Source organism: Janibacter melonis (assembly GCF_020567375.1).
GTDB lineage: Bacteria > Actinomycetota > Actinomycetes > Actinomycetales > Dermatophilaceae > Marihabitans > Marihabitans melonis.
Genome location: NZ_JAJBZM010000001.1, coordinates 360,387 through 383,186, shown reverse-complemented (window position 1 = coordinate 383,186; position 22,800 = coordinate 360,387). Strand labels below are relative to the sequence as shown.

23 protein-coding genes and 4 tRNA genes are annotated in these 22,800 nt (G+C 73.7%); 16 read left to right on the top strand and 11 right to left on the bottom strand.

The genetic code is table 11. The features are described 5' to 3' along the window. The first annotated feature begins 44 nt into the window (after positions 1–44). The 4 genes from LIV55_RS01835 (at position 45) to LIV55_RS01820 (ending at position 1,319) form a co-directional block, all read left to right on the top strand. Positions 45–953, top strand: coding sequence for a YihY/virulence factor BrkB family protein (locus LIV55_RS01835; protein ID WP_229299008.1), 909 nt, complete (start codon positions 45–47; stop codon positions 951–953). Positions 954–1,057: 104 nt separating this feature from the next. Beyond that, positions 1,058–1,130: transfer RNA gene (locus tag LIV55_RS01830), tRNA-Gly, on the top strand. A gap of 22 nt (positions 1,131–1,152) precedes the next feature. Continuing rightward, positions 1,153–1,223 (top strand) — tRNA-Cys (locus LIV55_RS01825). Between the two features lie 24 nt (positions 1,224–1,247). Continuing rightward, positions 1,248–1,319: transfer RNA gene (locus LIV55_RS01820), tRNA-Val, on the top strand. 84 nt (positions 1,320–1,403) lie between these two features. Here the strand turns inward: LIV55_RS01820 and LIV55_RS01815 are convergent. Next, complete coding sequence (locus LIV55_RS01815) at positions 1,404–2,576, bottom strand: ScyD/ScyE family protein (protein ID WP_229299007.1); 1,173 nt, start codon at positions 2,574–2,576, stop codon at positions 1,404–1,406. A 211-nt stretch (positions 2,577–2,787) separates the two neighbouring features. Between LIV55_RS01815 and LIV55_RS01810 the strand changes: the two genes are divergently transcribed. Beyond that, positions 2,788–3,873, top strand: a complete 1,086-nt coding sequence (locus tag LIV55_RS01810; RefSeq protein WP_229299006.1) for a helix-turn-helix transcriptional regulator — start codon at positions 2,788–2,790, stop codon at positions 3,871–3,873. 89 nt (positions 3,874–3,962) lie between these two features. Continuing rightward, the gene (locus LIV55_RS01805) at positions 3,963–4,445 is read left to right on the top strand and encodes a hypothetical protein (RefSeq protein ID WP_229299005.1); all 483 of its coding nucleotides are present in this window, start codon (positions 3,963–3,965) and stop codon (positions 4,443–4,445) included. Between the two features lie 4 nt (positions 4,446–4,449). On the opposite strand, the gene LIV55_RS01800 is transcribed toward LIV55_RS01805, so the two are convergent. Genes LIV55_RS01800 through LIV55_RS01790 form a run of 3 tightly spaced genes read right to left on the bottom strand, consistent with a single transcriptional unit; the run spans position 4,450 to position 7,693 of the window. Next, entirely contained in the window at positions 4,450–4,998 is a 549-nt protein-coding gene (locus LIV55_RS01800) for a DUF6328 family protein (RefSeq protein ID WP_229299004.1), read from the bottom strand. Then, positions 4,998–6,683: an alpha-amylase family protein gene (locus tag LIV55_RS01795; protein ID WP_229299003.1), complete on the bottom strand. Its 1,686-nt coding sequence runs from the start codon at positions 6,681–6,683 to the stop codon at positions 4,998–5,000. The genes LIV55_RS01800 and LIV55_RS01795 overlap by 1 nt, the downstream gene beginning before the upstream one ends. Then, complete coding sequence (locus tag LIV55_RS01790; RefSeq protein WP_229299002.1) at positions 6,680–7,693, bottom strand: TIGR03885 family FMN-dependent LLM class oxidoreductase; 1,014 nt, start codon at positions 7,691–7,693, stop codon at positions 6,680–6,682. The genes LIV55_RS01795 and LIV55_RS01790 overlap by 4 nt, the downstream gene beginning before the upstream one ends. A gap of 85 nt (positions 7,694–7,778) precedes the next feature. On the opposite strand from LIV55_RS01790, the gene LIV55_RS01785 reads away from it, so the two are divergent. From LIV55_RS01785 to LIV55_RS01770, 4 genes are all read left to right on the top strand, one after another. Next, a complete protein-coding gene (locus LIV55_RS01785; RefSeq protein WP_229299001.1) occupies positions 7,779–8,789 on the top strand; it encodes a chorismate-binding protein in 1,011 nt (336 codons plus the stop codon). Further along, a complete protein-coding gene (locus tag LIV55_RS01780; RefSeq protein ID WP_123091864.1) occupies positions 8,786–9,634 on the top strand; it encodes an aminotransferase class IV in 849 nt (282 codons plus the stop codon). Before LIV55_RS01785 ends, LIV55_RS01780 begins: the two co-directional genes overlap by 4 nt. A gap of 5 nt (positions 9,635–9,639) precedes the next feature. After that, complete coding sequence (locus LIV55_RS01775; protein ID WP_224766860.1) at positions 9,640–10,206, top strand: PGPGW domain-containing protein; 567 nt, start codon at positions 9,640–9,642, stop codon at positions 10,204–10,206. Positions 10,207–10,277: 71 nt separating this feature from the next. Further along, positions 10,278–10,351: transfer RNA gene (locus LIV55_RS01770), tRNA-Val, on the top strand. Between the two features lie 299 nt (positions 10,352–10,650). Here LIV55_RS01770 and LIV55_RS01765 read toward each other — a convergent pair. After that, positions 10,651–11,160, bottom strand: a complete 510-nt coding sequence (locus LIV55_RS01765) for a GNAT family N-acetyltransferase (RefSeq protein WP_229299000.1) — start codon at positions 11,158–11,160, stop codon at positions 10,651–10,653. A gap of 66 nt (positions 11,161–11,226) precedes the next feature. Here LIV55_RS01765 and LIV55_RS01760 point away from each other — a divergent pair, with 66 nt between their 5' ends. Together LIV55_RS01760 and LIV55_RS01755 are read left to right on the top strand one after the other, a co-directional pair. After that, entirely contained in the window at positions 11,227–12,519 is a 1,293-nt protein-coding gene (locus tag LIV55_RS01760; protein WP_229298999.1) for an HNH endonuclease signature motif containing protein, read from the top strand. Positions 12,520–12,648: 129 nt separating this feature from the next. Beyond that, complete coding sequence (locus LIV55_RS01755) at positions 12,649–13,254, top strand: GNAT family N-acetyltransferase (RefSeq protein WP_229298998.1); 606 nt, start codon at positions 12,649–12,651, stop codon at positions 13,252–13,254. Positions 13,255–13,259: 5 nt separating this feature from the next. On the opposite strand, the gene LIV55_RS01750 is transcribed toward LIV55_RS01755, so the two are convergent. The 4 genes from LIV55_RS01750 to LIV55_RS01735 are packed head-to-tail and all read right to left on the bottom strand — an operon-like array spanning position 13,260 to position 18,398. Continuing rightward, positions 13,260–14,852, bottom strand: a complete 1,593-nt coding sequence (locus LIV55_RS01750) for an ABC transporter permease (protein ID WP_229298997.1) — start codon at positions 14,850–14,852, stop codon at positions 13,260–13,262. Beyond that, entirely contained in the window at positions 14,849–15,781 is a 933-nt protein-coding gene (locus LIV55_RS01745; RefSeq protein WP_229298996.1) for an ABC transporter ATP-binding protein, read from the bottom strand. The genes LIV55_RS01750 and LIV55_RS01745 overlap by 4 nt, the downstream gene beginning before the upstream one ends. Positions 15,782–15,812: 31 nt before the next feature. Next, positions 15,813–17,039, bottom strand: a complete 1,227-nt coding sequence (locus tag LIV55_RS01740; protein WP_229298995.1) for an MFS transporter — start codon at positions 17,037–17,039, stop codon at positions 15,813–15,815. Between the two features lie 42 nt (positions 17,040–17,081). Continuing rightward, entirely contained in the window at positions 17,082–18,398 is a 1,317-nt protein-coding gene (locus LIV55_RS01735; RefSeq protein WP_229298994.1) for an NAD(P)/FAD-dependent oxidoreductase, read from the bottom strand. Positions 18,399–18,521: 123 nt separating this feature from the next. Here LIV55_RS01735 and LIV55_RS01730 point away from each other — a divergent pair, with 123 nt between their 5' ends. Together LIV55_RS01730 and LIV55_RS01725 are read left to right on the top strand one after the other, a co-directional pair. Continuing rightward, positions 18,522–19,154, top strand: coding sequence for a response regulator (locus LIV55_RS01730; protein WP_191564390.1), 633 nt, complete (start codon positions 18,522–18,524; stop codon positions 19,152–19,154). A 38-nt stretch (positions 19,155–19,192) separates the two neighbouring features. Then, positions 19,193–19,426: a superinfection immunity protein gene (locus LIV55_RS01725; protein WP_229298993.1), complete on the top strand. Its 234-nt coding sequence runs from the start codon at positions 19,193–19,195 to the stop codon at positions 19,424–19,426. Between the two features lie 70 nt (positions 19,427–19,496). Here LIV55_RS01725 and LIV55_RS01720 read toward each other — a convergent pair whose 3' ends face one another. Continuing rightward, on the bottom strand, positions 19,497–20,147 hold the full coding sequence (locus tag LIV55_RS01720; protein WP_229298992.1) for an NAD(P)-dependent oxidoreductase: 651 nt from the start codon (positions 20,145–20,147) through the stop codon (positions 19,497–19,499). Positions 20,148–20,378: 231 nt separating this feature from the next. On the opposite strand from LIV55_RS01720, the gene LIV55_RS01715 reads away from it, so the two are divergent. After that, positions 20,379–20,747 carry a winged helix-turn-helix transcriptional regulator gene (locus LIV55_RS01715; protein ID WP_229298991.1) on the top strand — a complete coding sequence of 123 codons (369 nt, stop codon included), beginning with the start codon at positions 20,379–20,381 and terminating at the stop codon, positions 20,745–20,747. A 7-nt stretch (positions 20,748–20,754) separates the two neighbouring features. On the opposite strand, the gene LIV55_RS01710 is transcribed toward LIV55_RS01715, so the two are convergent. Beyond that, positions 20,755–21,936, bottom strand: a complete 1,182-nt coding sequence (locus tag LIV55_RS01710; RefSeq protein WP_123091851.1) for a MarP family serine protease — start codon at positions 21,934–21,936, stop codon at positions 20,755–20,757. A gap of 107 nt (positions 21,937–22,043) precedes the next feature. Here LIV55_RS01710 and LIV55_RS01705 point away from each other — a divergent pair, with 107 nt between their 5' ends. Continuing rightward, on the top strand, positions 22,044–22,790 hold the full coding sequence (locus tag LIV55_RS01705) for a flavodoxin family protein (RefSeq protein ID WP_068275541.1): 747 nt from the start codon (positions 22,044–22,046) through the stop codon (positions 22,788–22,790). The last annotated feature ends 10 nt before the right edge of the window (positions 22,791–22,800 follow it).

Here is a 22,800-nt window from a genome sequence, read left to right as displayed (position 1 = left end):
GTGGGTCACGCCGGTCGGGCCGTGCGGGCTCTACGGTGCAGAGCGTGAGCACACGGGCGAGGGTGCGCGACGGGCTCGAGGGTGTCCCCTTCGTCCTCGCCCTCGTCCGGCTCGTGCGCGAGACGGTCCGCATCTGCCTGCGCTACCGGGTCACCGGGCTGGCCGCCGAGGCCGGCTTCTTCGCGCTGCTGTCCCTCCCGCCGCTCGTCCTCGGGCTCTTCGGCGGGGTCGGCTACGTCGGCAGCGCCGTGGGGCAGAGCGGCGTCGACGACTTCACCGAGCGGATCGCCAGCTATGCCGGCAGCTTCCTCACCCCGCAGGTCATCGACGACCTGCTGCTGCCGACGGTCGACGAGGTCTTCCGCGCCGGGCGCGGGGAGCTCATCTCCATCGGCTTCCTGCTGTCGGTGTGGTCCGGCTCGCGGGTGCTCAACGTCTTCATCGACACCATCTCGATCATGTACGGGCAGTCCGGCATCCGCGGGATCGTGCGCACGCGGGCGATGAGCCTGTCGATCTACACGCTCGGGCTGCTCTTCGGGGTCGTCATGATGCCGCTCGTCCTCGTCGGGCCGAGCGCGATCGGCTCCCTGCTGCCCGACCCCGCGGACTGGCTCGTCGCCCTCTACTGGCCGGTCGTCTCCGTCCTCGTGCTCGCCGGTGTCACGACCCTCTTCCACCTCTCGACCCCGCAGCGCGACCCCTGGCGCCGCGACCTGCCCGGCGCCGCCCTCACCCTCGTGCTGTGGGTCCTGTCGGCCTGGCTCGTGCGCACCCTCGTCGCCGGCTCGCTCGGCGGCACCTCGATCTACGGCCCGCTGAGCACCCCGATCATCCTCATCGTCGGCCTCTACGCGATCGCGATCTCCGTGCTCGTCGGGGCCGCGCTCAACGCCGCCGTGCGCTCCCTGTGGCCCCACTCGGCGGCCGACCGGTCCATCGCGCAGGCCTGACGACGGGGGTGCGAGGACCGCCCCAGGAGTCGGTTTGGAGTTCACCGTCCGTCTGGGCTACTGTCACACCGCACGCAAGGGGCAAGGAAGCCCGGAGCGGAAGTGCGGATGTAGCTCAGTTGGTAGAGCGCAACCTTGCCAAGGTTGAGGTCGCCGGTTCGAGGCCGGTCATCCGCTCGGAAGGTTCACCGCCTCCAGTGGTGGAGTGGCCGAGAGGCGAGGCAACGGCCTGCAAAGCCGTCTACACGGGTTCAAATCCCGTCTCCACCTCGACGCAGGACCTAGCAGGACCCCGGGCGATTGGCGCAGCGGTAGCGCGCTTCCTTGACACGGAAGAGGTCACTGGTTCAAACCCAGTATCGCCCACCGCAGACGAAGGGCCCCGACCACCAGGTCGGGGCCCTTCGTCATGCCACCGGGGCTCGCGCCGTCGGCGTCCTCCCACCGCGATCAGTGGTGGTGATGGTGGTGGTGCTTCAGCGACACCTTGACGATCGACCCCGGGGCCCGCGGCGTGCCCGTCTCGAAGTCGATGTCCGCGAGCTGGCCGAGGTACATCGTGCGCCCGCTCACCTCGACGGCCAGGGGCCGCTCCATCCGGTAGGCGGCCCAGCGGTGACGGCCGTGCACGGCCGTCACCTGGCCGCCGAAGAGCTCGGCGACGTAGAGCGTGTCGCCCTGCACCGCGAGGTTCGTCGCCCCGAGGAATCCGGAGGCGACCTTCGTCACCGCGCCGTGGTGCCCAATCGTGAAGACGGCGCCACGGGCACCCAGGCTCGGGTCCTCGGGGCCGCCGGGCAGCGAGCTCATGTAGAGCCGACCGCGCGGGCCCACCTCGACATCGGTGGGGACACCCTCGAAGGCGTAGGTCACGCCCACGGTGCAGTCGGGCAGCCCGATCGATGCGGCGATCTCCGTCGTGATGAGCAGCGGCCGGCGCGGCGCGAGGGCGAGCGTCGAGATGCGTCCTCGGCGGTCGACCCGCAGCACAGAGTTGCCCGCGGCGTCGGCGACCGCCCAGGACCCGTCGGGCAGGGCCGCGACGGCGTAGGGGTGCGACTCGACGATGCCCGTGTACGTGGCCTGGCCGCCGGTGAGCCCGCCGAAGACCTCCTCGGCGCAGGGGTTGCCGCCGGCGATGATGCCGTAGGTGACCCCCTGGTCCGGGTTGACGGTCTGCTCGTACGCGCCGAGGTCGGCGACGACGTCCGGCCGTCCCTTCGACTGGATCGTCAGGGTGCTGCGCCCGTCGGCAGAGGTGCTCGCGTATGCCCACGTGCGGCCCCCCTTCGCCACGTCGACGCCGGCGATCTCACCGCCCTCGACCCGCGCGAGCACGGTCTTGGTGCCCGATCGGGAGTACCTCGTGAGGGTGCCGAGGAAGCCGTCGGTCGCGTAGACGTCGCGCCCCTCGACGGCGAGCTGGAAGGGTGCGAGGACGCTGTCGTCGATCGTCGAGACCCAGCGGGGGTGCCCCTGGGGGTCCCCGGGGGGTCGTGCTGCGGACGTCGGCGGCGCGAGGCTCAGACCCAGGACGGCTGCCGCGGCGGCGGCGAGGACGGGTCGGAGCCCTCGACGGCGACCCGGGTGCTGGTGACGGGCTCTCAGACGGCTCGATGACATGGGCTGCTCCTCGTGACGTGGGGTCCGACCACGCGCCCGCCCTCCCCGGCGGGCTCGCCTCGCGACGGTGCTCGGATCCCATGAAGGGTCGTGCAGGCCCCCAGGGCCTGCCCATCCCCGAGCCGCGGCTTTGTCCGATTCCGCCCCGGCGGAGGGTGACCTGCCCCACAATGCTGGGGGTCCGGTGACGCCGTTCGGGAGGTGGTCGTCGATGGACAGAGATCTGGTGCGCGACCGCGTGGTGGCAGATGTCGCCGTCCTCGCGCGGGCACAGGTCGATCTCGAGACCTTCGCGCACGAGGCGATGCAGTCGCTGCAGCGCGCGGTGCCGCACGACGGCTGGTCCCTCGGCACCCTCGACCCGGCGTCGCTCATGCCCACGGGGGTCTGCCTGCGCGAGGGCTGCGCGGTGGCCTGGGCGGCGCACGACCGCGAGTGGGCGCGCTTCGAGTACGGCCAGGACGACCCCACCTCGGTGCTCGCCATGGCGCGCTCCGGCTGCGCCGCGCTCGGCGTGCACGACGTCACCGGGGGAGACCTCTCCCGCTCACCACGGATGCGCGACCTCATGCGTCCCGTCCTCGGCTGCGCCGACGAGCTGCGCGCGCTCGCCACCGACGGGCACCGGTCGTGGGGAGCGGTCTTCCTCTACCGGCTCCGCGGGCACTTCGAGCCGTGGGAGGTCGCGCTCGTCGAGGCCCTGTGCCCCTCCTTCGCCCGCGCCGTGCGCCGCGGGGTCCTCGGGATGTGGGCCGGTCGCCGCACGGTGACCGACGACGCCACCCCCACGATGGTCGTCCTCGACGCGCGGGGCGAGGTGGTCCTGTCCTCGCCCGGAGGCGTCGAGCAGCTCGTCTCGCTCCACCACGGCGACGGGGCCGAGGCGAGCGAGGGGCTGCTCGCGTCGCTCGCCGCTGCGGCCGCGGCGACGCGGGCGACGAAGGGGGCGCACCACCCGACGACGAGGGTGCGCCTGGCCGACGGACGGTGGTGCACCGTGCACGCGACGCCGCTGGGCTCGCCCGACGGGGACCTCGTCGGCGTGACGATCACGGAGTCGCGCCCCCGCGAGCTGCTCCCGCTCGTCGTCGACGCCCTGGGCATGACCCCGCGCGAGCGCGACGTCCTCGTGCTCGTCGTGCGGGGCGCGGACACGCGGTCGGTGGCCGAGCAGCTGCACATGAGCAGCCACACGGTGCAGGACCACCTCAAGGCGATCTTCGCCAAGGCGGGGGTGCACAGCCGCCGCGAGCTCACCGCCCTCGTCCTCGGGGACCAGCTCGACCCCGCGTGGTGAGGCCACCCTGGACAGCCGGGCTCCGCGGAGCCGATCCGTGCACCTGCGCGGATAGCCTGGCTGGACACCGTCGACAAGGGAGTGAAGCGATGACGCAGGACCCACGCCGCGAGGAGCTCGCGGCGCACGACGAGCGCGGGACCCGCGACGGCGAGACCGTCGAGGTCGCCCCCACCCACGGCCCCGAGCACGACACCGAGGTGCACCCGCACGTCTCGAAGTCCGGCGAGCGGGTCGTCCTCAACACCATCGCCGGCGAGGTCGGCACCGAGGCGGTGCGGGCCCAGGCCGCAGCCCTGCTCCGTGTCGTCGGCGAGGCCGGCGGGCTCACCCAGGACGAGCTCACCGACCGCGTCCACGAGGCGATGGCCGCGACCGGTGCCGGGGACCAGCCCACGGTCGTCGCCCGCTCGGTCGCCGAGGCGATCCAGCGCGGCATCCGCTCGCGGCTGGTCATCGAGACCGACGACGGCGCCGTCCTCGGCGTCTACGACGCCCCGGCCGACGAGGTCGAGCGCGTCCACCCTAACGTCACCGACCCGGCCCACGAGGACCGACCCTTCTACACCTGAGCGATCAGGACGAGGACCGCGAAGGGGGCGGGCTGCCGGCACGACCGGCGGCCCGCCCCATCCGCATGGGCAGCACGACCCACAGGGCGAGGAAGACGGCGGCACCGACGACGATCGCGGTGACCGCAGCCGGGGTGCCGAGCAGCACCTCGACGATGAGGTAGAGCACGGCGAGCAGGCTGAGGGCGAGCGAGACCATCCCGCCCTGGGCGCACCGGTTGCCGAAGGCGACGAGCTCGCGCTTCGCGTGCCGGCGGAAGAGCAGCCGGTGCGCGCTCACCGGCGCGGCGAGCAGCGCCGTCGCGAGGAGCGCGAGGCAGAAGGCGACGAGGTAGATCACCCGGTGGTGCGGCTCGAGCACCGTGAAGCGGGCCTGGAAGGGCAAGGTGAGCAAGAAGCCGGCGAGGATCTGCACGCCGGTCTGCACGACCCGCAGCTCTTGGAGGAGCTCCTCCCAGTTGCGGTCGAAGCGCTCGGTCGCCGTCTCGTCGCGCCCGTCGCCCGGGGCGACGTCCTCGCCGTCGGCGGACCCCTCGTGCTCCCCCTTCACCATCACGCCACCCGGGTGTCCTGCGCGGAGCAGACCCGCAGCCAGAGGAATCCGTAGCCGTCGATCGTCGTCTCGAGGACCCCCTTCGGCCCGGGCTCGATCCGACGGGGCGCGCCCGGCGTCAGCAGGTCGACGAAGGAGCACTCGTCCGGCAGGTCGGGCACGGTGACCGACACCTCGACCGGCTCGCCGGAGAAGTTGTGCAGGGCGACCATGCGCCACTCGTCCTTGCGGCACACGTGCGCGAGGACGGATCGGGGCGTGCCGCGCAGCACCTCGACCTGCGACCAGCCGATCTCCGGGCTCTGGCGGTAGCGCTGGATGAGTCGCGAGACGAAGCGCCACAGCGAGTCGACGTCGCCGCGCTGGTCGGCGACGTTGATCCGTTCCGGCCCCCACGGGCCCGAGGTCATCGGGCGGACCTGCTGACGCTCGGGCGCCTGGCTGAAGCCGCCCGAGGGGTCCCACTGCATCGGGCTGCGCACGGCCAGCCGGCCGGGGATGTCGAGGTTCTCGCCCATGCCGATCTCCTCGCCGTAGAAGAGCACGGGAGTGCCCGGGAGCGAGAACATCAGCGAGTAGGCCATCCGGATGCGGCGCATGTCGCCGCCGAGCATCGTCGGCAGCCGGCGGCGCAGCCCGCGGTCGAAGAGCTGCATCTGCGGCTCGGGGCCGAAGGCGTCGAAGACCTCCTGCCGCTCGTCGTCGGTGAGCTTGTCGAGGGTGAGCTCGTCGTGGTTGCGCATGAAGCTCGCCCACTGGCTCTCGTCGGACAGCCGCGGGCGGGATCGCAGCGCCTTGGCCAGCGGGCGGGCGTCGTGACGGGCGAGGGAGAGGTAGGTCGCCTGCATGCCGACGAAGTCGAACTGCGTCGTCAGCTGGTCGGCGTCGGTGCCCCCGAAGAAGAGCTTCTGCTCCGGGTAGGGGAGGTTGACCTCGCCGAGCAGCATGACGTTGCCCCCGCGCCGCGAGACGAAGCGGCGCAGGCTGCGCAGGTACTCGTGCGGGTCGTAGGTGGGGAACTTCCGCTCGGACTCGGGGAGGGTGTCCTCGGCGAAGAGGAAGGGCACGGCGTCGACGCGGAAGCCGCTCACGCCCATCTGGAGCCAGTAGCCCATGGTGCGGGCGATCTCGTCGCGCACGGCGGGGTTGGCGATGTTGAGGTCGGGCTGGGTCTTGTAGAAGTTGTGCAGGTAGTACTCGCCGGTGCGCTCGTCGAGCTCCCAGATCGAGTCCTCCTGGTCGGGGAAGACGACCTGGTCGGAGGTGTCTGGCGGTGTCGACGAGCGCCAGACGTACCAGTCGCGGTAGGGGTTGTCGGTGCTCTTGCGCGACTCCTTGAACCACGGGTGCTGGTCGCTCGTGTGGTTCATGACGAAGTCGACGATGACCCGGATGCCGCGCGAGCGGGCGAGGTGGACGAGCTCGACCATGTGGCCGGGTGTGCCGGCCCGCGGGTCCACGCCGTAGAAGTCGGTGATGTCGTAGCCGTCGTCCCGGTCGGCCGTCGGGTAGAAGGGCATGAGCCACAGGCAGGTGATCCCGAGATCGGCGAGGTAGTCGACACGCTCGGCCATGCCGGTGAGGTCGCCGCAGCCGTCGCCGTCGGAGTCGACGAAGGTCTGCACGTCGGCGCAGTAGAGGACGGCGTGCTTCCACCACAGGTCGGCGGTGTCGGTGAGGTTCACCGGGCTCCCTTCGGGTCGGGCTGGGTCGTGCCGGGTGTCGTCTCGGGGCGGGTCGGCCCCAGGTGCGGGAGCACCTGCTCGGCGAAGGTGTCGAGGTACTCGCGCTGGTCCTGCCCGACGAAGTGCAGGTAGAGCTCGTCGTAGCCGACCTCGAGGTACTCCTGCAGCCACTCGACGTGCTGCCCGGGCTCGGCCGAGATGCGCACGGCCTCGGCGACGGACTCGTGGGTGACGTGCTCGCCGATGGCGTCGAACCCCTCGACGCTGTCGACGTCCCACGCGATCGGCGGCCCGACGGTGTTGCTGCGCCACTGGTCGTGGGCGATCGCCTCGGCCTGCTCCTGCGTGGGCGCCCACGACAGGTGCACCTGCAGCCGGGCCGGGCCGCGGCCGCCGGCGTCGCGGTAGGCGGCGAGCACCTCGCGCAGGCGCTCCACCGGCTGGTTGACGGTGATGAGGCCGTCGGCCCAGTCGGCGTGGCGGGCGGCGGTCTGCGGCGTGACGGCCGGCCCGACGAGACGGGGCACGGGGTCGGCGAGGGTCCACAGCTGCGCGCGGTCGACGACGACGTGGCCGTCGTGGCTGACGACCTCTCCGCGCAGGAGCCGGCGGATGACGTCGACGCACTCGCGCAGCCGCTCGTCGCGGATCTCCTTGCGCGGCCAGCCCTGCCCGGTGACGTGCTCGTTGGCCGCCTCGCCGGAGCCGAGCGCCGCCCAGAAGCGGCCCGGGTACATCTGGCCGAGGGTCGCGATCGCCTGGGCGAGGATCGCCGGGTGGTAGCGCTGACCGGGGGCGTTGACGACGCCGAAGGGGAGGTCCGTCGTCGCGAGAGCGGCGCCGAGCCAGCTCCACGCGAAGCCCGACTCGCCCTGCCGCGCGCTCCACGGCACGAGGTGGTCGCTCGACATCGCGGCGGTGAAGCCGGCTCGTTCGGCGTGCTGGACGTCGAGGAGGAGCTGGCGGGGGCTGATCTGCTCGTGGCTGCAGTGGTGTCCGATGACCGGCATGGGGACAACCCACCACACGTCGGCCCCGTCGTGGGGCTTAGCGGCGTGCGCCGTCCAGCCTCGGGGGCGCCCCTATGCTGCGGCGGTGGAGTACGCCCGCTTCGGCCGCCGGCTGCTCACCGACCCCGTGGCGGTGAGCACCGACCTCGCCGACCTCGACGACGGCGGCCAGTGGGCGGTCGTCGTGACCTTCGAGGGCGAGGTGACGGCGGTCCGTTTCGCCCGGGCGGAGCAGACCTCCGACGCCCCGGCGACGGGTCGATGGGTCCCGCCCGGTCGGTGGTCGTCCTCGATGTCGGAGGGGGAGTACCTCGCCGGGGTCGAGCGGGTCCGCGAGCACGTCGCGGCCGGCACGGTCTACCAGGTCAACCTCTGCCGGGTCCTCACGGCGCCCCTGGCGCCGCAGGCCCACCTCCCCGCCCTGGCGGCGGTGCTCGAGGAGGGCAACCCCGCCCCCTTCGCCGGGCTGGTCCACGTGCCCTCCGCCGGGCTCGACGTCGTGTGCGCCTCGCCCGAGGCCTACCTGCTGCGCGACGGCGAGCGGGTGGTGAGCCGCCCGATCAAGGGGACCGGGCGGGTGCCCTCGGACCTCGGGGCGAAGGACCACGCCGAGAACGTCATGATCACCGACCTCGTGCGCAACGACATCAGCCATGTCGCCGTCCCCGGCACGGTCGACGTCGAGGCGCTGTGCGCGCTCGAGGAGCACCCGGGCCTGCTCCACCTCACGAGCGACGTCGCGGCCCGGCTGCGACCGGGTGTCGGGTGGGCCGAGCTGGTCGGGGCGACCTTCCCGCCCGGGTCGGTGAGCGGTGCGCCGAAGTCCTCTGCGCTGCAGGTGATCCGTGAGCTCGAGCCGGTCCGGAGGGGTCCGTACTGCGGCGCGATCGGGTGGGTCGACGCCGACGCGGGACGGGGGGAACTCGCGGTGGGCATCCGCACGTTCTACGCCGAGCAGGGGCCCGCCGGGCGCGTCCTGCGCTTCGGCACGGGCGCCGGCATCACGTGGGGGTCGGACCCGGGCCAGGAGTGGCGCGAGACCGAGCTCAAGGCGGGCAGGCTCGTCGGTCTGTCATCTGGAAGAGTTGGGGTATGAGCATGGGTGTCACGGTCTGGGTCAACGGCGAGCTCGTGGACGGGGGGCAGGCATCTCTCACTGCGCTCGACCACGGTCTGACCGTCGGTGACGGGGGCTTCGAGACGTGCAAGGTCGTCGACGGGGTCGTCTTCGGGCGCACCCGTCACCTGCGCCGGCTCGAGCGCACGCTCGAGGGCCTCGGGCTCACGGGCTTCGACGCCGACCACCTCGACGAGGGTGTCGAGGCGGTGCTCGCCGCCGGCGGCCCCATGCCGCTGGGCCGGCTGCGCTGGACGGTCACCGGGGGAGTCGGGCCGCTCGGCTCGGACCGCTCGGACACCCCGCTCACCTACGTCGTGGGCCTCGTGCCCGCCTCGCCGCTGCCGAGCCACGCCCACGTCGCGACCGTGCCGTGGACGCGCAACGAGCGCGCGGCGACCGCGGGGCTGAAGACGACGTCCTACGCGGAGAACGTCATCGCGCTCGCCCGGGCGAAGAGCCAGGGCGCCGACGAGGCGATCTTCCTCAACACCCGCGGCGAGCTGTGCGAGGGCACGGGGTCGAACGTCTTCGTCGTCCGTGACGGCGTCGTCCTCACCCCGCCGCTCGAGTCGGGCTGCCTGGCCGGCATCACCCGTGCCGTGACGATCGAGTGGTGCCGCGAGGCCGGTCTCGAGGTCCGCGAGGAGACCCTGCCGGCGGACGCGATGGAGACGAGCGACGAGGCCTTCCTCACGAACACGATGCGCGACGTCCAGCCGATCGCGACCGTCGACGGACGTGCGCTGGCCACGCAGACCCCGGTCACCGACCAGGCGGCGGCGATCTTCGCGACCCGCTCCGCCGAGCGGATGGACCCGTGACCTCGATGGAGGCCACGCGGGGTGAGCAGCAGGAGGAGGAGCGTCGGGGCCTCGGGCTCGACGCGCAGGGTCACCGTCGTCCGTACCGAGCCATCCGGCGCGACCAGCACGAGCTCGTGCGCGAGGAGCTGCTGGAGCGCTTCGGCGAGAACCAGACGATCGACCCCGAGGAGGACTCGATCCGTTGGCGGCGCGCGGTGCGCCTCAACCCGGTGCTCGGCCCGGTCTACCGCATCGGGGTCTTCGTCGCCGGGCTCGCGCTCATCGTCGTCGGCATCCCCATGGTCCCCCTCGTCGGCCCGGGCTGGGTCGTCATCTTCGTCGGCCTCTTCCTGTGGTCGACGGAGTACATGTGGGCCCGCCGGGTCACGCAGTTCGTCAAGGCCGAGGTGAAGTCCTTCGAGCAGTGGGCCCGTCACCTGCCCCTCGCCGCGAAGATCCCGCTCGTCATGGTCTCGGTCGCGATCGGCTGGCTGTGCTTCTACCTCGCGCTCCTCGTCACCGGGCTCCCGGGGTGGACCCCGGACGTCGTCGAGGAGTACCTGCGGATGCTCCCCGGGCTGGGTGCGTAGCCCGATGTGACGAAGGGGGAGAGCGCCAGGTACTCTGCACTGGCTTCACCGCCTCACCGCGGCAGCACCACGGACGTATAGCTCAGCTGGTTAGAGCGCTCGCTTCACACGCGAGAGGTCAGGGGTTCGAGTCCCTTTACGTCCACCCTCTTCGGCCCCGAGATCGCGCCCCCTTCGCTGGTCGAGGTGCGAGCGCCAGCGCGCAGGCTTCGGTGATCGAGGTGCGAGCGCCAGCGAGCCTCGAGACCACCCGCCCCGCCGCTCCGCCAGCAGGGCTCGCGGAGCCTTGGTCCTCCCTTCGCTCGGGCGCTGCGCGCCCTTCGCTGCGGTCCGGTCCGCCTGATGCTCCGCGAACCCTGCCGCGCCTGCGCTCATCTCGCCCCGTGCGCCGGTCGAGGTGCGAGCGCCGGCGAGCCTCGAGACCACCTGACCCGCCCCCTTCGCTCATCTCCTGCGCTCGACGAGCACCGTGTCGAGCCACGTGCCGGCGAGGGGGCCGTGCGTCATGAGGGCGATCCGCTCCCTCGTGCCCACGGTGCGGAAGCCGTGGGCGTGGTGCAGGGCCAGGCTGGAGAGGTTCTCGGGGAAGAGCGTCGCCTGGACGGTCCAGATCCCGCTCTCGTCCGCCGCGGCGAGCAGGTCTGCGAGGAGGCGCCCGCCGACACCCTGGCCGCGAGCCGCGGACGCGACGTAGATCGAGTGCTCGACGACCCCGCGGTAGACCTCGCGCGTCGACACGGGTGTGACCGCCGCCCACCCGACCACCTCGCCCCGCTCGCCGGTCGCCACGAGGCGGGGGGCGGGCAGCCGGTGCTCGTCGAAGCGCTCCCAGGTCGGCGGCTGCGTCTCGAAGGTCGCCAGCCCTGTGGCGATGCCCTCGCGGTAGATGCGCTCGACGTCGGGCCAGTCGCCCGGGGTCATCGGGCGGGTCTGGCTCGTAGCTGCCGAGGTCATCGCGTCATCGTGCCAGCCGCCGCGACGAGGCTCAGCGCTGTCGGTGGTCGCTGGCAGAGTTCTTCCATGGCAGCGATCGCGACGGCGCGGTGGGGCGGAGCAGGTGTCCTCCCCGGGCTCCGCGACGCACTCCGGTCGTTGCAGCTGCAGCATGACCTCGGCGACGAGACGTGGCGGCTCGCCGACGACGAGGTGCACGACGCGCTCGCCCTCGTCGGGCAGCTGCGCCAGCTCGTCGACGTGGCCGAGGTCGCCGTGGCCCGCGAGGGCCTCGAGCGCGGCTTGCCGGCCGAGCGGTCGTGGTCAGCCCACGACTGGGTGGCACGATCCGAGGCAGCGCGAGCACCCGCGCCCGACGTGCACCACGTCGCCCGGGTGCTGCGGGTGGCGAAGGGGCAGACCCGCGTCCCCGAGGTGACCGCGGCCTTCACGGCCGGAGACCTCCCGCTGACCAAGGCCGACCAGCTCGTCCGGCTCGAGACGCAGGTGGCGCCGGTCGCCGAGCCCGAGTCCCTCGCCGAGGCCATGCGCATCCTGCTCGACGGTGCTCGCGACGACGTCGTCCCGACAGGGCCCGACGGGCACGGGCCGCACGAGCGCATCAGCGGGCTCACCGAGCGTCAGCTCGCCCAGGCCGTCACCCGGACCGGGCGCCTGCTGCGGCCGGTCGAGGACCTCGAGCACGACGACCGCCGAGCGCGTGCCGCACGAGCGCTCTTCCGGCACGAGGGACCGGCAGGGCTCACGTCCTACCGGGTCGTCCTCGACCCCGAGGGAGCGGCCGTCGTCGACGCCGCGCTCGCGGCGCTGTCCGGTCCGGTGGCCGGGCCCGAGGGCGAGTGCGACGAGCGCAGCCCGGCGCAGCGCCGTGCCGAGGCGCTCCTCGAGATCATCCGTCGCGGCGTCTCCGCGCCCGGCGAGGTGCCCCGCACCGACAAGGCGCAGGTCCACGTGCTGATCCCGCTCTCCACGCTCCTGGGTGACGACGCCCACGGGGGAGCGACGACCGCGACCGGCCAGGTCCTCGCACCGTCGGTGGCCCGTCGGATGGCCTGCGACGCCGGCATCGTGCCCGTCGTGCTCGGCGGCTCCGGCGAGGTGCTCGACATGGGCCGTGTGGTGCGTCTCTTCACCCCGGGCCAGCAGCGTGTCCTGTGGCACCGCGACCAGGGGTGCACCTACCCGGGGTGCACCGTCCCGCCGCAGTGGTGCGACGCGCACCACGTCCGCTGGTGGTCCCGCGGCGGCCTGACGGACGTCAGCAACGCCGCCCTCCTGTGCCAGCGGCACCACACCCGGGTGCACCAGCTCGACCTCATGGCGACGGTGACGAGCACCGGGGTGACCTGGCACCTCTGACCCGGCCCCGGTCCGGGATGGGTCGGGGAGGCGCGGGTGTCGTGATCGGCCGGGCAAGCTCTGGCTGGTGCGGGGAGGCAGGGTGGGGTCGTCGGGGCGGCTGAGCGTTCTTTCGGTACGGTCGCCCGCGTGAGTCATGACGTCCGGCCAGCGACCCCCGTCGACCTGCCCGAGGCGGCCCTCACCCTCGTGCGGGCCTTCGAGCACTACCCGTGGACGCGGTGGTCGATCCCCGCGGACGACCACCTCGCCCGGCTCGAAGAGCTCCAGCTGCTCTACCTGGCGCACGCGCTGCGCCACGGGGTCGTGCTCGTCGACGACGAGGTGCACGGGGTGGGCGCCTTCCTGCCGCCGGGCGCGCCGGACCCCGACGACGCGACGCAGGGCCGGGTCGTCGAGCTCATGGACGACCGCTTGCCCGTCGTCATGTCCGCGGACCTGCCCCCACGGCCCGCGGGGGCCTGGGATCTCGCCACTCTCGGTGTGCGTCCGGGCAGTGCCGGGCGCGGTCTGGGTTCAGCGGTTCTTGCCGAGGGCCTGCGCCGGGTCGACGGCATGATGTCGTCGGTCGCGCTGGAGACCTCCGACGCGCGCAACGTGCGCCTGTACGAGCGGCACGGCTTCGTCGTCACCGGGTCGACCGAGATCCCGGACGGGCCGGTCGTGTGGTCGATGTGCCGTGAGGCGACCAGCCCGGCGGGCACCGGGACAGGCTCCGGTCCCACCACGGGCTGACCCGATCAGCCGAGGTCGCGTCGGCGGTAGGCCCACGTCCCCACGCCGACAAGGAGCGCGACGACGACGAGCTCGACCGCCCCGGGCACCGGGTCGAAGGGCTCGACCGGCACACCCGGCAGCACCGCGAAGGGGGACACCCGCTCGACGCCCTCCGGCAGCCCGAGGCTCTGCCCGAGGAGGGCGAGCACGGCGACCGCTCCCACGACGACCCATGCGAGCGGTACCGCACGGGGTCGTGCACCCACGAGGAGGACGGCCACGCCGACGACGACGAGGACCGCCGGCAGATAGCTCAGCTGGCCGCCGACGACCTCGGCGGGGCTCACCCCTTCGCCGCCGCCGAGGACGTACCCCACGACGAGCCCCAGACCCGACGCGAGGAGGAGCAGCAGCGAGCCGGCGCACGCGACGGCGACCGTGGCGCCGACCCACCGGGTGCGCGAGACCGCCGCCGCGAGCACAAGCCCGCCGCGGCCCGACTCCTCCTCGCCGGGCAGCCGGGTCACGCAGGCCACCCCGAAGGCCGTCGACACGACCGCGAGGAAGAGCAGGACGTAGCGCACGAAGGCGTCGACGAGCGCCTCCTGCGCGCTCCCGCTCGCTCCGATGTACTGCCCGATCTCGGGGTTCGAGGCGAGGAGGTCGGGGATCGTGGGGATGACCGCCCCGTAGATGACGGCCAGGGCGGCGAGACCGACCACCCAGCCGACGAGCGCGCCTCGCTGGACCCGTAGGACGAGCGCGAGGGGGGAGGCGAGCCATCGCGAGGCGCGGGCCGGCCCGGGGCGGGGGCGGAGGAGGGCGCCGCCGTGGTCGCGGCGGGTCTCGAGCCAGGCCGCCCCGACGAGCAGGGCGGCCGTCGCGACGACGAGCAGCCCGGCCGGCCACCACCGCTCGGTGCCGAAGGCCTGCATCTCCTGCGCCCACCCGAAGGGGGAGAGCCACACGAGGGCGTCGTCGCGGATGGCCCCGAGACCGCGGACGAGGTACGCCACGCCGACGGCAGCGCCCGCGAGCGCCAGCGCGGTGCGGGCCGAGGACGTCAGCTGGGCGGCGACGAGCGCGACGGCCGCGAAGCATCCGCCGAGCAGCACCAGGCCGAGGGCATAAGCGAGGCTGCCCGCTGTGCCCAGGCCCACGCCGAGCATCGAGACCGCGGTGATCCCCCCGACGGCGAGCGCGGCCACGACGGCGTGGAGGAGGGCGGTGAGCGTCGCGGCATGGCGGCCGACGACCCCGGAGCGCACGAGCTCGGAGCGTCCCGACTCCTCGTCGCCCCTCGTGTGCCGGACGACGAGGAAGATCACCATGAGGCACACGCCGAGCTGGGCCACCTGCGATATCTCGTTGGCGGTGATCCCGCCGATCGTGTCGATACCGTCCTGACGCCCGGACATCAGCCGGCTCACCGGGCTCGTCCCGACCGTGGCGGCGTAGCCGGCGACCTTCGCCGGGGTGTCGTAGACGGACTGCACGCCGACCGCGCTCCAGGCGACGAGCCCGCCCAGGCCGAGCACCCACGCGGGCAGGCGCACCCGGTCACGGCGCAGGACGAGCCGGGCGAGCTCGCCGGTGCCGGTCAGCCCGAGGTTCATGACGGGTCCGAGGGACGGTCGCCGGGGGCGCCAGGGGCGTCCGCGTCCGCGTCCGAGTACTGACGCAGGAAGAGCTCTTCGAGCGTGGGCGGGTGGGCGACGAGGGAGCGCACCCCGAGTGCGGACAACGCGGCGAGCACCCCGTCGAGGTGGTCGGGTTCGACGTCGAGGGTCACGCGGTCGCCGTCGGCGCGCAGGTGGTGCACCCCGTCCACGTCGGCCAGCGCCCCGGGCGGGGCTGCCACCTGCGCGCTCACAGTCGTGCGCGTCAGCTGGCGCAGCTCGGCCAGGCTCCCCGATCGCACGAGCCGACCGGCCCGGATGATGCTCACCCGGTCGCTCAGCGCCTCGGCCTCGGCGAGCACGTGGCTGCTCAGCAGCACCGTCGCGCCGTCCGCGGCGGCCTCGCGCACGCACCGCTGGAACTCCGCCTCCTTGAGCGGGTCGAGCCCCGACGTCGGCTCGTCGAGCAGGTAGAGATCGGCGCGGCCGGCGAGGGCGGCGACGAGCGCGACCTTCTGCCGGTTGCCCTTCGAGTACGTGCGCGTGCGCTTCGTCGGGTCGAGCTCGAAGCGCTCGAGCAGCTCGTCGAGACGCCGTCGGTCCAGACCTCCGCGCAACCGGCCGAGCAGGTCGATGACCTCGCCGCCGGTGAGGGTCGGCCACAGCGTGACGTCGCCGGGGACGTAGGCGACCCGCCGGTGCAGCGCGGCCGGGTCCGGCCACGGGTCGGACCCGAGGAGGCGCGCCCTGCCGCTGTCGACGCGGATGAGGCCGAGGAGCACCCGCATCGTCGTCGACTTGCCCGCGCCGTTGGGCCCGAGGAAGCCGTGGACCTCGCCCGTGCGCACCTGCAGGTCCAACCCGTCGAGCGCCCGGGCCCGCCCGAAGGTCTTGACGACGTCGCTCAGCTCGACGGCCAGCTCCATGACTCGATGCTGGCACGGGTCGGGCGTCGCGTCAGCCCGATCGGGGCAGGTCCTCCCGGGTGCCCAGCGCCGCCCAGAGGGCGGCGGCGCAGCACAGCGCGACGACCATCGTCACGAGACCGCCCCAGCCCAGCGCGCTCCAGGCGAGCCCGCCGAGGTAGCCGAAGATGCTCGACCCGCCGTAGTAGCACAGCGTGTACAGCGAGGTGGACTGCGAGCGGTCGCCGCGAGCGGCCGTGCCCGACCACCCCGACGCCACCGAGTGGGCCCCGAAGAACCCCGCGGTGAGCACGACGAGGCCGATGACGACGACGAGGAGCGAGTCGGCGAGGGTGACGAGGGTGCCCGCGACCATGACCCCGGTCGAGGCGAGCAGCACCGCTCGTCGTCCGAGCCGGGCGACGAGGCCTGCGGCGACGCGAGAGCTGAGGGTGCCCGCGAGGTAGGCGAGGAAGAGCAGGCTCGCCGCGCCCACCGGGACGAGGAAGGGCGGGGCCTCGAGCCGAAAGGTGAGGTAGTTGTAGACGGCGACGAAGCCGCCCATGAGCAGCAGCCCCTGCGCGTAGAGCGCGACGAGGTGCCGGTCGCGCAGGTGCCGGCTCACCGCCTGCAGGGTCGTCCCCACCGACGAGCGCCGTGGGCGGAACCCCTGCGGCGGGGGCGTGACGGCGAAGAAGACCGCCGTCGCCACCGCCGCGAGCACGGCGACGGCGAAGGTCCCGACCCGCCAGCCGGCCACGTCCGCCACGGGTGCCGCGACGAGCCGGCCGAGCAGCCCCCCGACGGTCGTGCCCGAGACGTACGTCCCGGCGGCGACGGCGGCGGAGCGGGCCGAGACCTCCTCGCTGAGATAGGTGACGGCGATGCCCGGGATGCCGCCGAGGGCCACCCCTTCGAGCACCCGGACGACGACGAGCGCCTCGAACCACGGGCACCACGGCATGACGAGCCCGAGGACCGTCGCGCTGACGAGGGCGAGACGCATCGCGCTCACCCGACCGACCCGGTCGGCGAGCACCGACCATAGCAGCACCGACAGCGCCAGCCCCGTCGTCGCGGCGGAGATCGACAGGCTGGCCCGCGCGGGGTCGATGTCGAGGTCGCCCGCGAGGAGGGGGAGCACGCCCTGCGGCGAGTACAGCTGGGCGAAGGTGGCGACACCCGCCCCGAGCAGGGCGACGAGGATGCGGCGGTACTCGCGGCTGCCGCGGTCGTGACCGCGCCAGGACGCGTCGGGGCTCGTGGACGTCGGCCTCACACCTCGCGCTCAGGGGGTGCCGGGGCGCACCGCGTCCGCAGTCTAGGAGGCGGCGCGGGCGTCGCCGTCGACCCGCCCGCGTCGTGCCAGGCCGGCGCGTGCCCCACCGAGCAGGGCCCGTCGGTGAGACCCGCGGGTGAAGCGGTCGGGGTGCAGCCACCCGTCGGTCGGCAGGGCGGTGCCGTCGAGGAGCGCCTCGGTGATCAGGCGTGCGGTGACGGGGGCGAGGATCATCCCCCACATGCCGTGGCCGGTCGCGACCGCCAGGCCCGGGGCGACCCGCGAGGTGCCGACGAGCGGCATCCCGTCCGGGGTGCACGGGCGCTCGCCGGCCCACCGGTCGAGCACCTCTCGACCGGCGAGGTCCGGGAGCACCCGCGTCGCGACCTCGAGCAGCGCGTCGGCGCGGCGCAGGTCGGCCGGTCGGGACTCGTCGCCGAACTCGATCGACCCGCACACCCGCACCCGGTCCTCGAGCGGGGTGACGACGACGCGGTGCTCCTTGATCCGCACGGGCATGCGCAGGTCGGACTCGGTGGCGGCGACGTCGACGACGTAGCCGCGACCGCCGCGAAGGGGGAGCTCGACGCCGACCTGCGCGGCGAGGACGGAGGACTGGACGCCCGCGGCGAGGACGACGTGATCGGCGTGCACGGTGGTGCGGTCGGTGACGACGTGGTGCCCGCCGTCGGCGTGCGGCACGAGCGCGCGCACGTCGGTGCCGAAGTGCAGCTCGGCGCCGTGCGCGACGGCGTCCTCGAGGGTCGCGCTCACGTAGCTGCGGCTCTCGACGGTCCACTCGTCCTCGTCGTGCGACCCGCCCGCGACCTCGCCGAGCATCGGCTCGAGCGCGCGCAGCTGCTCCGGCGAGAGGGCCGCTCCCCGGGCCTCGCGGAGGTAGACGTCGACCGCGCCGGTCCGTCGCAGGGTCGGGCTGAGACCGCGGTCGGCGAGGTCGCGGTGCAGCGTCGTGCTCTCGTGGGCCAGCGCGCGCAAGAGGTGGCCGCCGGGACCGGAGCGGTGCGGCGCGGCGGACGCCGCGAGCCGCCCGAGCCAGGGAGCCAGACCCCGCGCGGGCCGCACGGCCACGGCCGCCGGGCGACGCAGCATCTGCACCGGTGCCTCGCGCAGCAGCGCGGGCGTCGCGAGGGGCGTCACGTGGCCGGGGGCGAGGATCGCGGCGTTGGCGTAGGAGCACCCACCGCCGATGCCCGGGGCGCCGTCGACGACGACGACCTCGGTGCCGCGCCGCGCGAGGTCTCGGGCGACGCTCGCGCCCACCACCCCCGCCCCGACGACGACGACGCCGACCCGACGGGGTCGGCCGGAGATGATGCTGGGGACGCTCTGCTGGGCCATGCTCCTCACGCTAGGCACCCGCGTGACCGGTGCCATCCTCCCTTCGGGATGATCATCGGGAGCGCCACGGCGGTCGTCGTGAGATCTTCGGTGCGCACCGGCGTCGACGAAGGGGGTGAGGGCGTGACCCCACCGATCCGCGTCCTCCTCGTCGAGGACCACCCCGTCGTGCTGCGCGGGCTGCAGGCGATGCTGCGCGAGCACGACGACGTCGCCGTCGTCGGAGAGGCGGGCACCGCCGCCGAGGCGCTCTCGCAGGCCTCCCGGCTGCAGCCCGACGTCGTCGTCCTCCCGGTGCGCCTCGGGGGCATCCGCGCGAGCATCGAGCTGTGCCGCTCGATCAAGACGGCGAGCACCGCGCGGGTCGTCGTCTTCACGTCCTTCACCCGCACCGTCGACGTGCAGATGGCGATGCTCGCCGGCGCTGACGCCCTCGTCGCGAAGACCGTCTCGGCCGACGCGCTTCTCGCCGCCCTGCGCCAGGTGCGCGCCGGGGGAGAGGTGCTCGACCTCGGACCCGGCGCCGACCGTCCGACCCCGCGTCTCACGCCGGCCGAGCCGCTCACCGACCGGGAGGCGCAGATCCTCCAGCTCGTCCTCGACGGGCTGACCAACCCCCAGATGGCCCAGCGCCTGCGCATCGAGGTGACGACCGTGCGGACCCACATGCGCAGCATCCTGCGCAAGCTCGGCCTGGAGTCCCGGCGCGACCTCGTGCAGCCCGCTCGCCCGGGCCTGGACACGGGAGAGGGCTGACCCAGCCTCCTCGCACCCTCGGGCGTTAGCGTCGGCCCATGCCTACCGTCATCACCGACCAGAAGTCCCGCCCCGTGAGCTCGCTCGTCGCGATCGTCGTCGCGGTCGTCACGGCCGGCTACATGCTGCCGTGGGCGATCGCCGCGGTGCGGGGCAACCGCAACACGTGGAGCGTCTTCTGGGTGAACCTGCTCCTCGGCTGGACCGTCGTCGGCTGGGTGGTGGCCCTCGTCATGTCGATCCGCGAGCACCGGGTCCTCGGGGTCCGCTGACCTGCGACCGCTGACCTGCGACCGGGGGGCCGGCGCGCACAGGGACGGCGCGCGCCAGGACCCCGGTCGGTCAGTACGCGACGGTGAAGCGGGCGCGGCGGTGCGCCGGCTGCTCGATCTCGTCGACGACGGCGAGAGCGAGGTCCTCGCCGGAGATGAAGGACTCGCCCTGCTCGTCGGCGAGCAGCACATCGCCGCCGGTGCGGTAGCTGCCCGTCGCCTCTCCGGGGGCGTACGCGCCGAAGCCCGCGGCGGGGGAGAGGAAGAACCAGTCGAGCGCCTCGTCGGAGGCGCGCAGGTCCTCGAGAACCGCGGTGAGCTCGCGGGCCTCCGGGGCGAAGGCCTCCGGGAAGTCCGGGGTGTCGACGAGGAGCGGGCCGCCCTCGGCGACGTGCAAGGACCCGGCGCCGCCGATGACGCCGAGGCGGACGCCGCGCTCCTGGGCCTGCCGCGCCGCGGTCGCGAGGATCCCGCGCAGCGCGCCCTGCTCCGCGAGCTCGCCGCGCGGCGAGACCGCGGAGACGACGACGTCGGCGCCCTCGACCGCGGCGGCGACGACGGCCGGGTCGGAGAGGTCACCGGTGCGGTGGGTGGCGCCCTCGACCGGCTCGGCCGGGGCGCTGCGGCTCCACGTCGTGACGTCGTGCCCCTTCGCCGCGGCGGTGACGGCGATGTGGCGACCGGTGTAGCCGGTGCCCCCGAGGACGGTGATGCGGGTCATGGGTGTGCTCCTTGGTGGGTCAGCGCGGCCGGGCCTGGTGCCGGGCCGCTCCATTGGTTACCGTAGGTGACCTGGTACCGAAGGGGAAGAAGGCACCTGGCGGTGACTAGGTCACCGGGCGGTCACCGTCGCGCCGCCGTCGCCCCGCTCGAGCCGCACCGACCCACCGCAGCAGCACGCGCAGCAGCAGCACGCAGGGGCCAGAGCAGGCACCGCAGGAGCAGGAGAGACATGACGACACCGCAGGAGTACGACCCCTACGTCCAGGGGTGCCCCTCGCGCGCCCTGCTCGACCGCATCGGCGACCGGTGGACGGTGCTCGTCATCGGCATCCTCGCCGACGGGCCGCAGCGCTTCTCGCGGCTGCGGCGCCGGGTCGACGGCGTCTCGCAGAAGATGCTCACCCAGACCCTGCGCGGGCTCGAGGCCGACGGGCTCGTGACCCGCACCGTCTTCGCCGAGGTGCCGCCGCGGGTCGAGTACGAGCTCACCGCGCTCGGTCACTCGCTGCGCGTCCCCCTGCTCGCCCTCGAGGACTGGGCCCGGGAGCACATGGACGAGGTGCTCGGCTCGCGTCAGCGGGTGGCCGAGCGCGTCTGACCCACCATCAGGCGGCCGTGCAGCTGCCCGTCGGCACCGCCTCGGTCATCCCCGGCGCGCGCTCGACGACCGGCGCGGCGACAGATGCCGGCACCGCGTACGCCACCCGGTCGACGGCGACCGCCTTGGCGAAGACGACGCCGATGACGTGCCCGTCGGAGCCGAGGACCGGGCCCCCCGAGTTGCCCTGCTGGATGTCTGAGGCGAGGGTGAGCACGCGACGCAGCCGTGACTGGCCGTCGGTCGTGACGATCGTGCTGCGCTGGCCGACGACCTGCGCGGCCTCGAGCTGGAGCTGACGCACGCCGTGCGGGTACCCCGCGACGACGGCGACGTCGCCGGACCGGGCCCCGGTGCGCAGACTGAGGGCGGGGGCGTCGAGGCCGTCGGTCGCGACGACGGCGAGGTCCTGGCGCTCGTCGACGTAGACGACGCGGCCGGTCACCGGCAGCTCGCCCGGCGCCCGCACGACCGGTGCGTCCACCCCGGCGACGACGTGCGCGTTGGTCATCACCCGGTCGGGCGCGATGACGAAGCCGCTGCCGGTGACGACGCTGCGGCAGGCGCGGGCGTCCCCGCTCACGCGCACGACCGAGGCGCTCGAGCTCTGCAGGGCGGCCGAGTCGACGTCCACGGCGGGGATCGAGGGGGGCTGCGACGGGCTGCCGGCGACCTCCGCGAGCCACGGCTGGCTGCGCTCGAGGGCGCGGGCGAGCGCGGTGCGGTCCTGCAGCTCGTCGGGCACGACGCGGGTGAGGGCGGCGAGCGCCCGCGAGCTCGACACGCTGTCGGTGACGGTCGCCGACCCGACGACCGGCACGAGCGCCGCGACGAGCACCCAGATGACGGCGGTGATGACGGACCCCGCGAGGGCGCCCCCGGCGGCGTCGAGCCAGCCCAGCCTGATGCGGGCGAGCGCACGGTGGAGCAGGCCGCCGAGCGCGGTGCCGAGCGCGGCGCCGGTGACGACGCACAGGATGCCGGCGACGACGACGAGCAGGGTGGGCGAGGTCTGCGGCCCGAGCCGCTCCTCGGCCCACGGGACGACGACGGCGAGGGCGAGGAGCGCGCCGCCGACGGCTCCCGCGAGCGCCCCGACCGTGCGGCCCAGGCCCCGGGCCCACCCGCTGAGCACGGCGGTGAGCAGGGTGACCACGACGAGGAGGTCGACGAGCAGCGCGCCGTCCATGAGGCCTCCTGAGGTCGAGGGCGGTGCTCGGAGCGTAGGTGCCGCGGCTGTGAAAGTGCTGCGCCGGCACGGCCCCCATCTGCGCGGATGCTCCCTAGCCTGAGGTCATGAGCCAGACCACCCCCACCGCGCCGCGCTACGACGACCTGCGCGCTCTGCTGATCAACTGCTCGCTGACCAAGGACTCCACCCAGTCCCACACCGGCGTCCTGCTCGAGAGCCTCGGCGCCATCATGAGCGGCGCCGGCGTCGAGGTCGACACCCTCTACGCCATGGACCACCCCATCGCCCCGGGCGTGCAGCCCGACATGCGCGATGACTTCCCCGACGACGCCTGGCCCGACCTGTGGCCGCGGGTCGAGCGCGCCGACATCCTCGTCATCGGCACCCCGCTGTGGCTGGGCGAGGAGAGCTCGGTGTGCCGCCGGGTGGTCGAGCGGCTGTACGCGATGTCCGGCGAGCTCAACGACCAGGGGCAGTCGGTCTTCTACGGCCGCGCCGGCGGCGCGATCATCACCGGCAACGAGGACGGGGTGAAGCACACGGCGATGTCGTTGCTCTTCGCGCTGAGCCACCTCGGCTACACGATCCCGCCCCAGGCCGACGCCGGCTGGATCGGCGAGATCGGCCCCGGCCCGTCCTTCGGCGACGAGCAGGAGGGTGATCAGCCGGTCGGCTTCGACAGCGACTTCACCGCCCACAACTCGACGATCATGGCGTGGAACCTCATGCACACCGCCGCGATGCTGCGCCGCGCCGGCGGGCTGCCGACCTACGGCAACGACCGCCAGGCGTGGTCCGACGGCGAGCGCTTCGGCTACGTCGCTCCGACCCGCAGCATCCCGAGCAGCTGAGCCGAGTCCC

Bases quoted from the DNA above. Each gene is read 5' to 3' on its own strand.
- LIV55_RS01790 (WP_229299002.1), bottom strand. From the start codon at position 7,693: ATGCCGGTCATCGGACACCACTGCAGCCACGAGCAGATCAGCCCCCGC.
- LIV55_RS01735 (WP_229298994.1), bottom strand. From the start codon at position 18,398: ATGGCCCAGCAGAGCGTCCCCAGCATCATCTCCGGCCGACCCCGTCGG.
- LIV55_RS01750 (WP_229298997.1), bottom strand. From the start codon at position 14,852: ATGAACCTCGGGCTGACCGGCACCGGCGAGCTCGCCCGGCTCGTCCTG.
- LIV55_RS01725 (WP_229298993.1), top strand. From the start codon at position 19,193: ATGCCTACCGTCATCACCGACCAGAAGTCCCGCCCCGTGAGCTCGCTC.
- LIV55_RS01800 (WP_229299004.1), bottom strand. From the start codon at position 4,998: ATGGTGAAGGGGGAGCACGAGGGGTCCGCCGACGGCGAGGACGTCGCC.
- LIV55_RS01720 (WP_229298992.1), bottom strand. From the start codon at position 20,147: ATGACCCGCATCACCGTCCTCGGGGGCACCGGCTACACCGGTCGCCAC.
- LIV55_RS01805 (WP_229299005.1), top strand. From the start codon at position 3,963: ATGACGCAGGACCCACGCCGCGAGGAGCTCGCGGCGCACGACGAGCGC.
- LIV55_RS01815 (WP_229299007.1), bottom strand. From the start codon at position 2,576: ATGTCATCGAGCCGTCTGAGAGCCCGTCACCAGCACCCGGGTCGCCGT.
- LIV55_RS01715 (WP_229298991.1), top strand. From the start codon at position 20,379: ATGACGACACCGCAGGAGTACGACCCCTACGTCCAGGGGTGCCCCTCG.
- LIV55_RS01710 (WP_123091851.1), bottom strand. From the start codon at position 21,936: ATGGACGGCGCGCTGCTCGTCGACCTCCTCGTCGTGGTCACCCTGCTC.
- LIV55_RS01745 (WP_229298996.1), bottom strand. From the start codon at position 15,781: ATGGAGCTGGCCGTCGAGCTGAGCGACGTCGTCAAGACCTTCGGGCGG.
- LIV55_RS01765 (WP_229299000.1), bottom strand. From the start codon at position 11,160: ATGACCTCGGCAGCTACGAGCCAGACCCGCCCGATGACCCCGGGCGAC.
- LIV55_RS01705 (WP_068275541.1), top strand. From the start codon at position 22,044: ATGAGCCAGACCACCCCCACCGCGCCGCGCTACGACGACCTGCGCGCT.
- LIV55_RS01760 (WP_229298999.1), top strand. From the start codon at position 11,227: ATGGCAGCGATCGCGACGGCGCGGTGGGGCGGAGCAGGTGTCCTCCCC.
- LIV55_RS01780 (WP_123091864.1), top strand. From the start codon at position 8,786: ATGAGCATGGGTGTCACGGTCTGGGTCAACGGCGAGCTCGTGGACGGG.
- LIV55_RS01775 (WP_224766860.1), top strand. From the start codon at position 9,640: ATGGAGGCCACGCGGGGTGAGCAGCAGGAGGAGGAGCGTCGGGGCCTC.
- LIV55_RS01810 (WP_229299006.1), top strand. From the start codon at position 2,788: ATGGACAGAGATCTGGTGCGCGACCGCGTGGTGGCAGATGTCGCCGTC.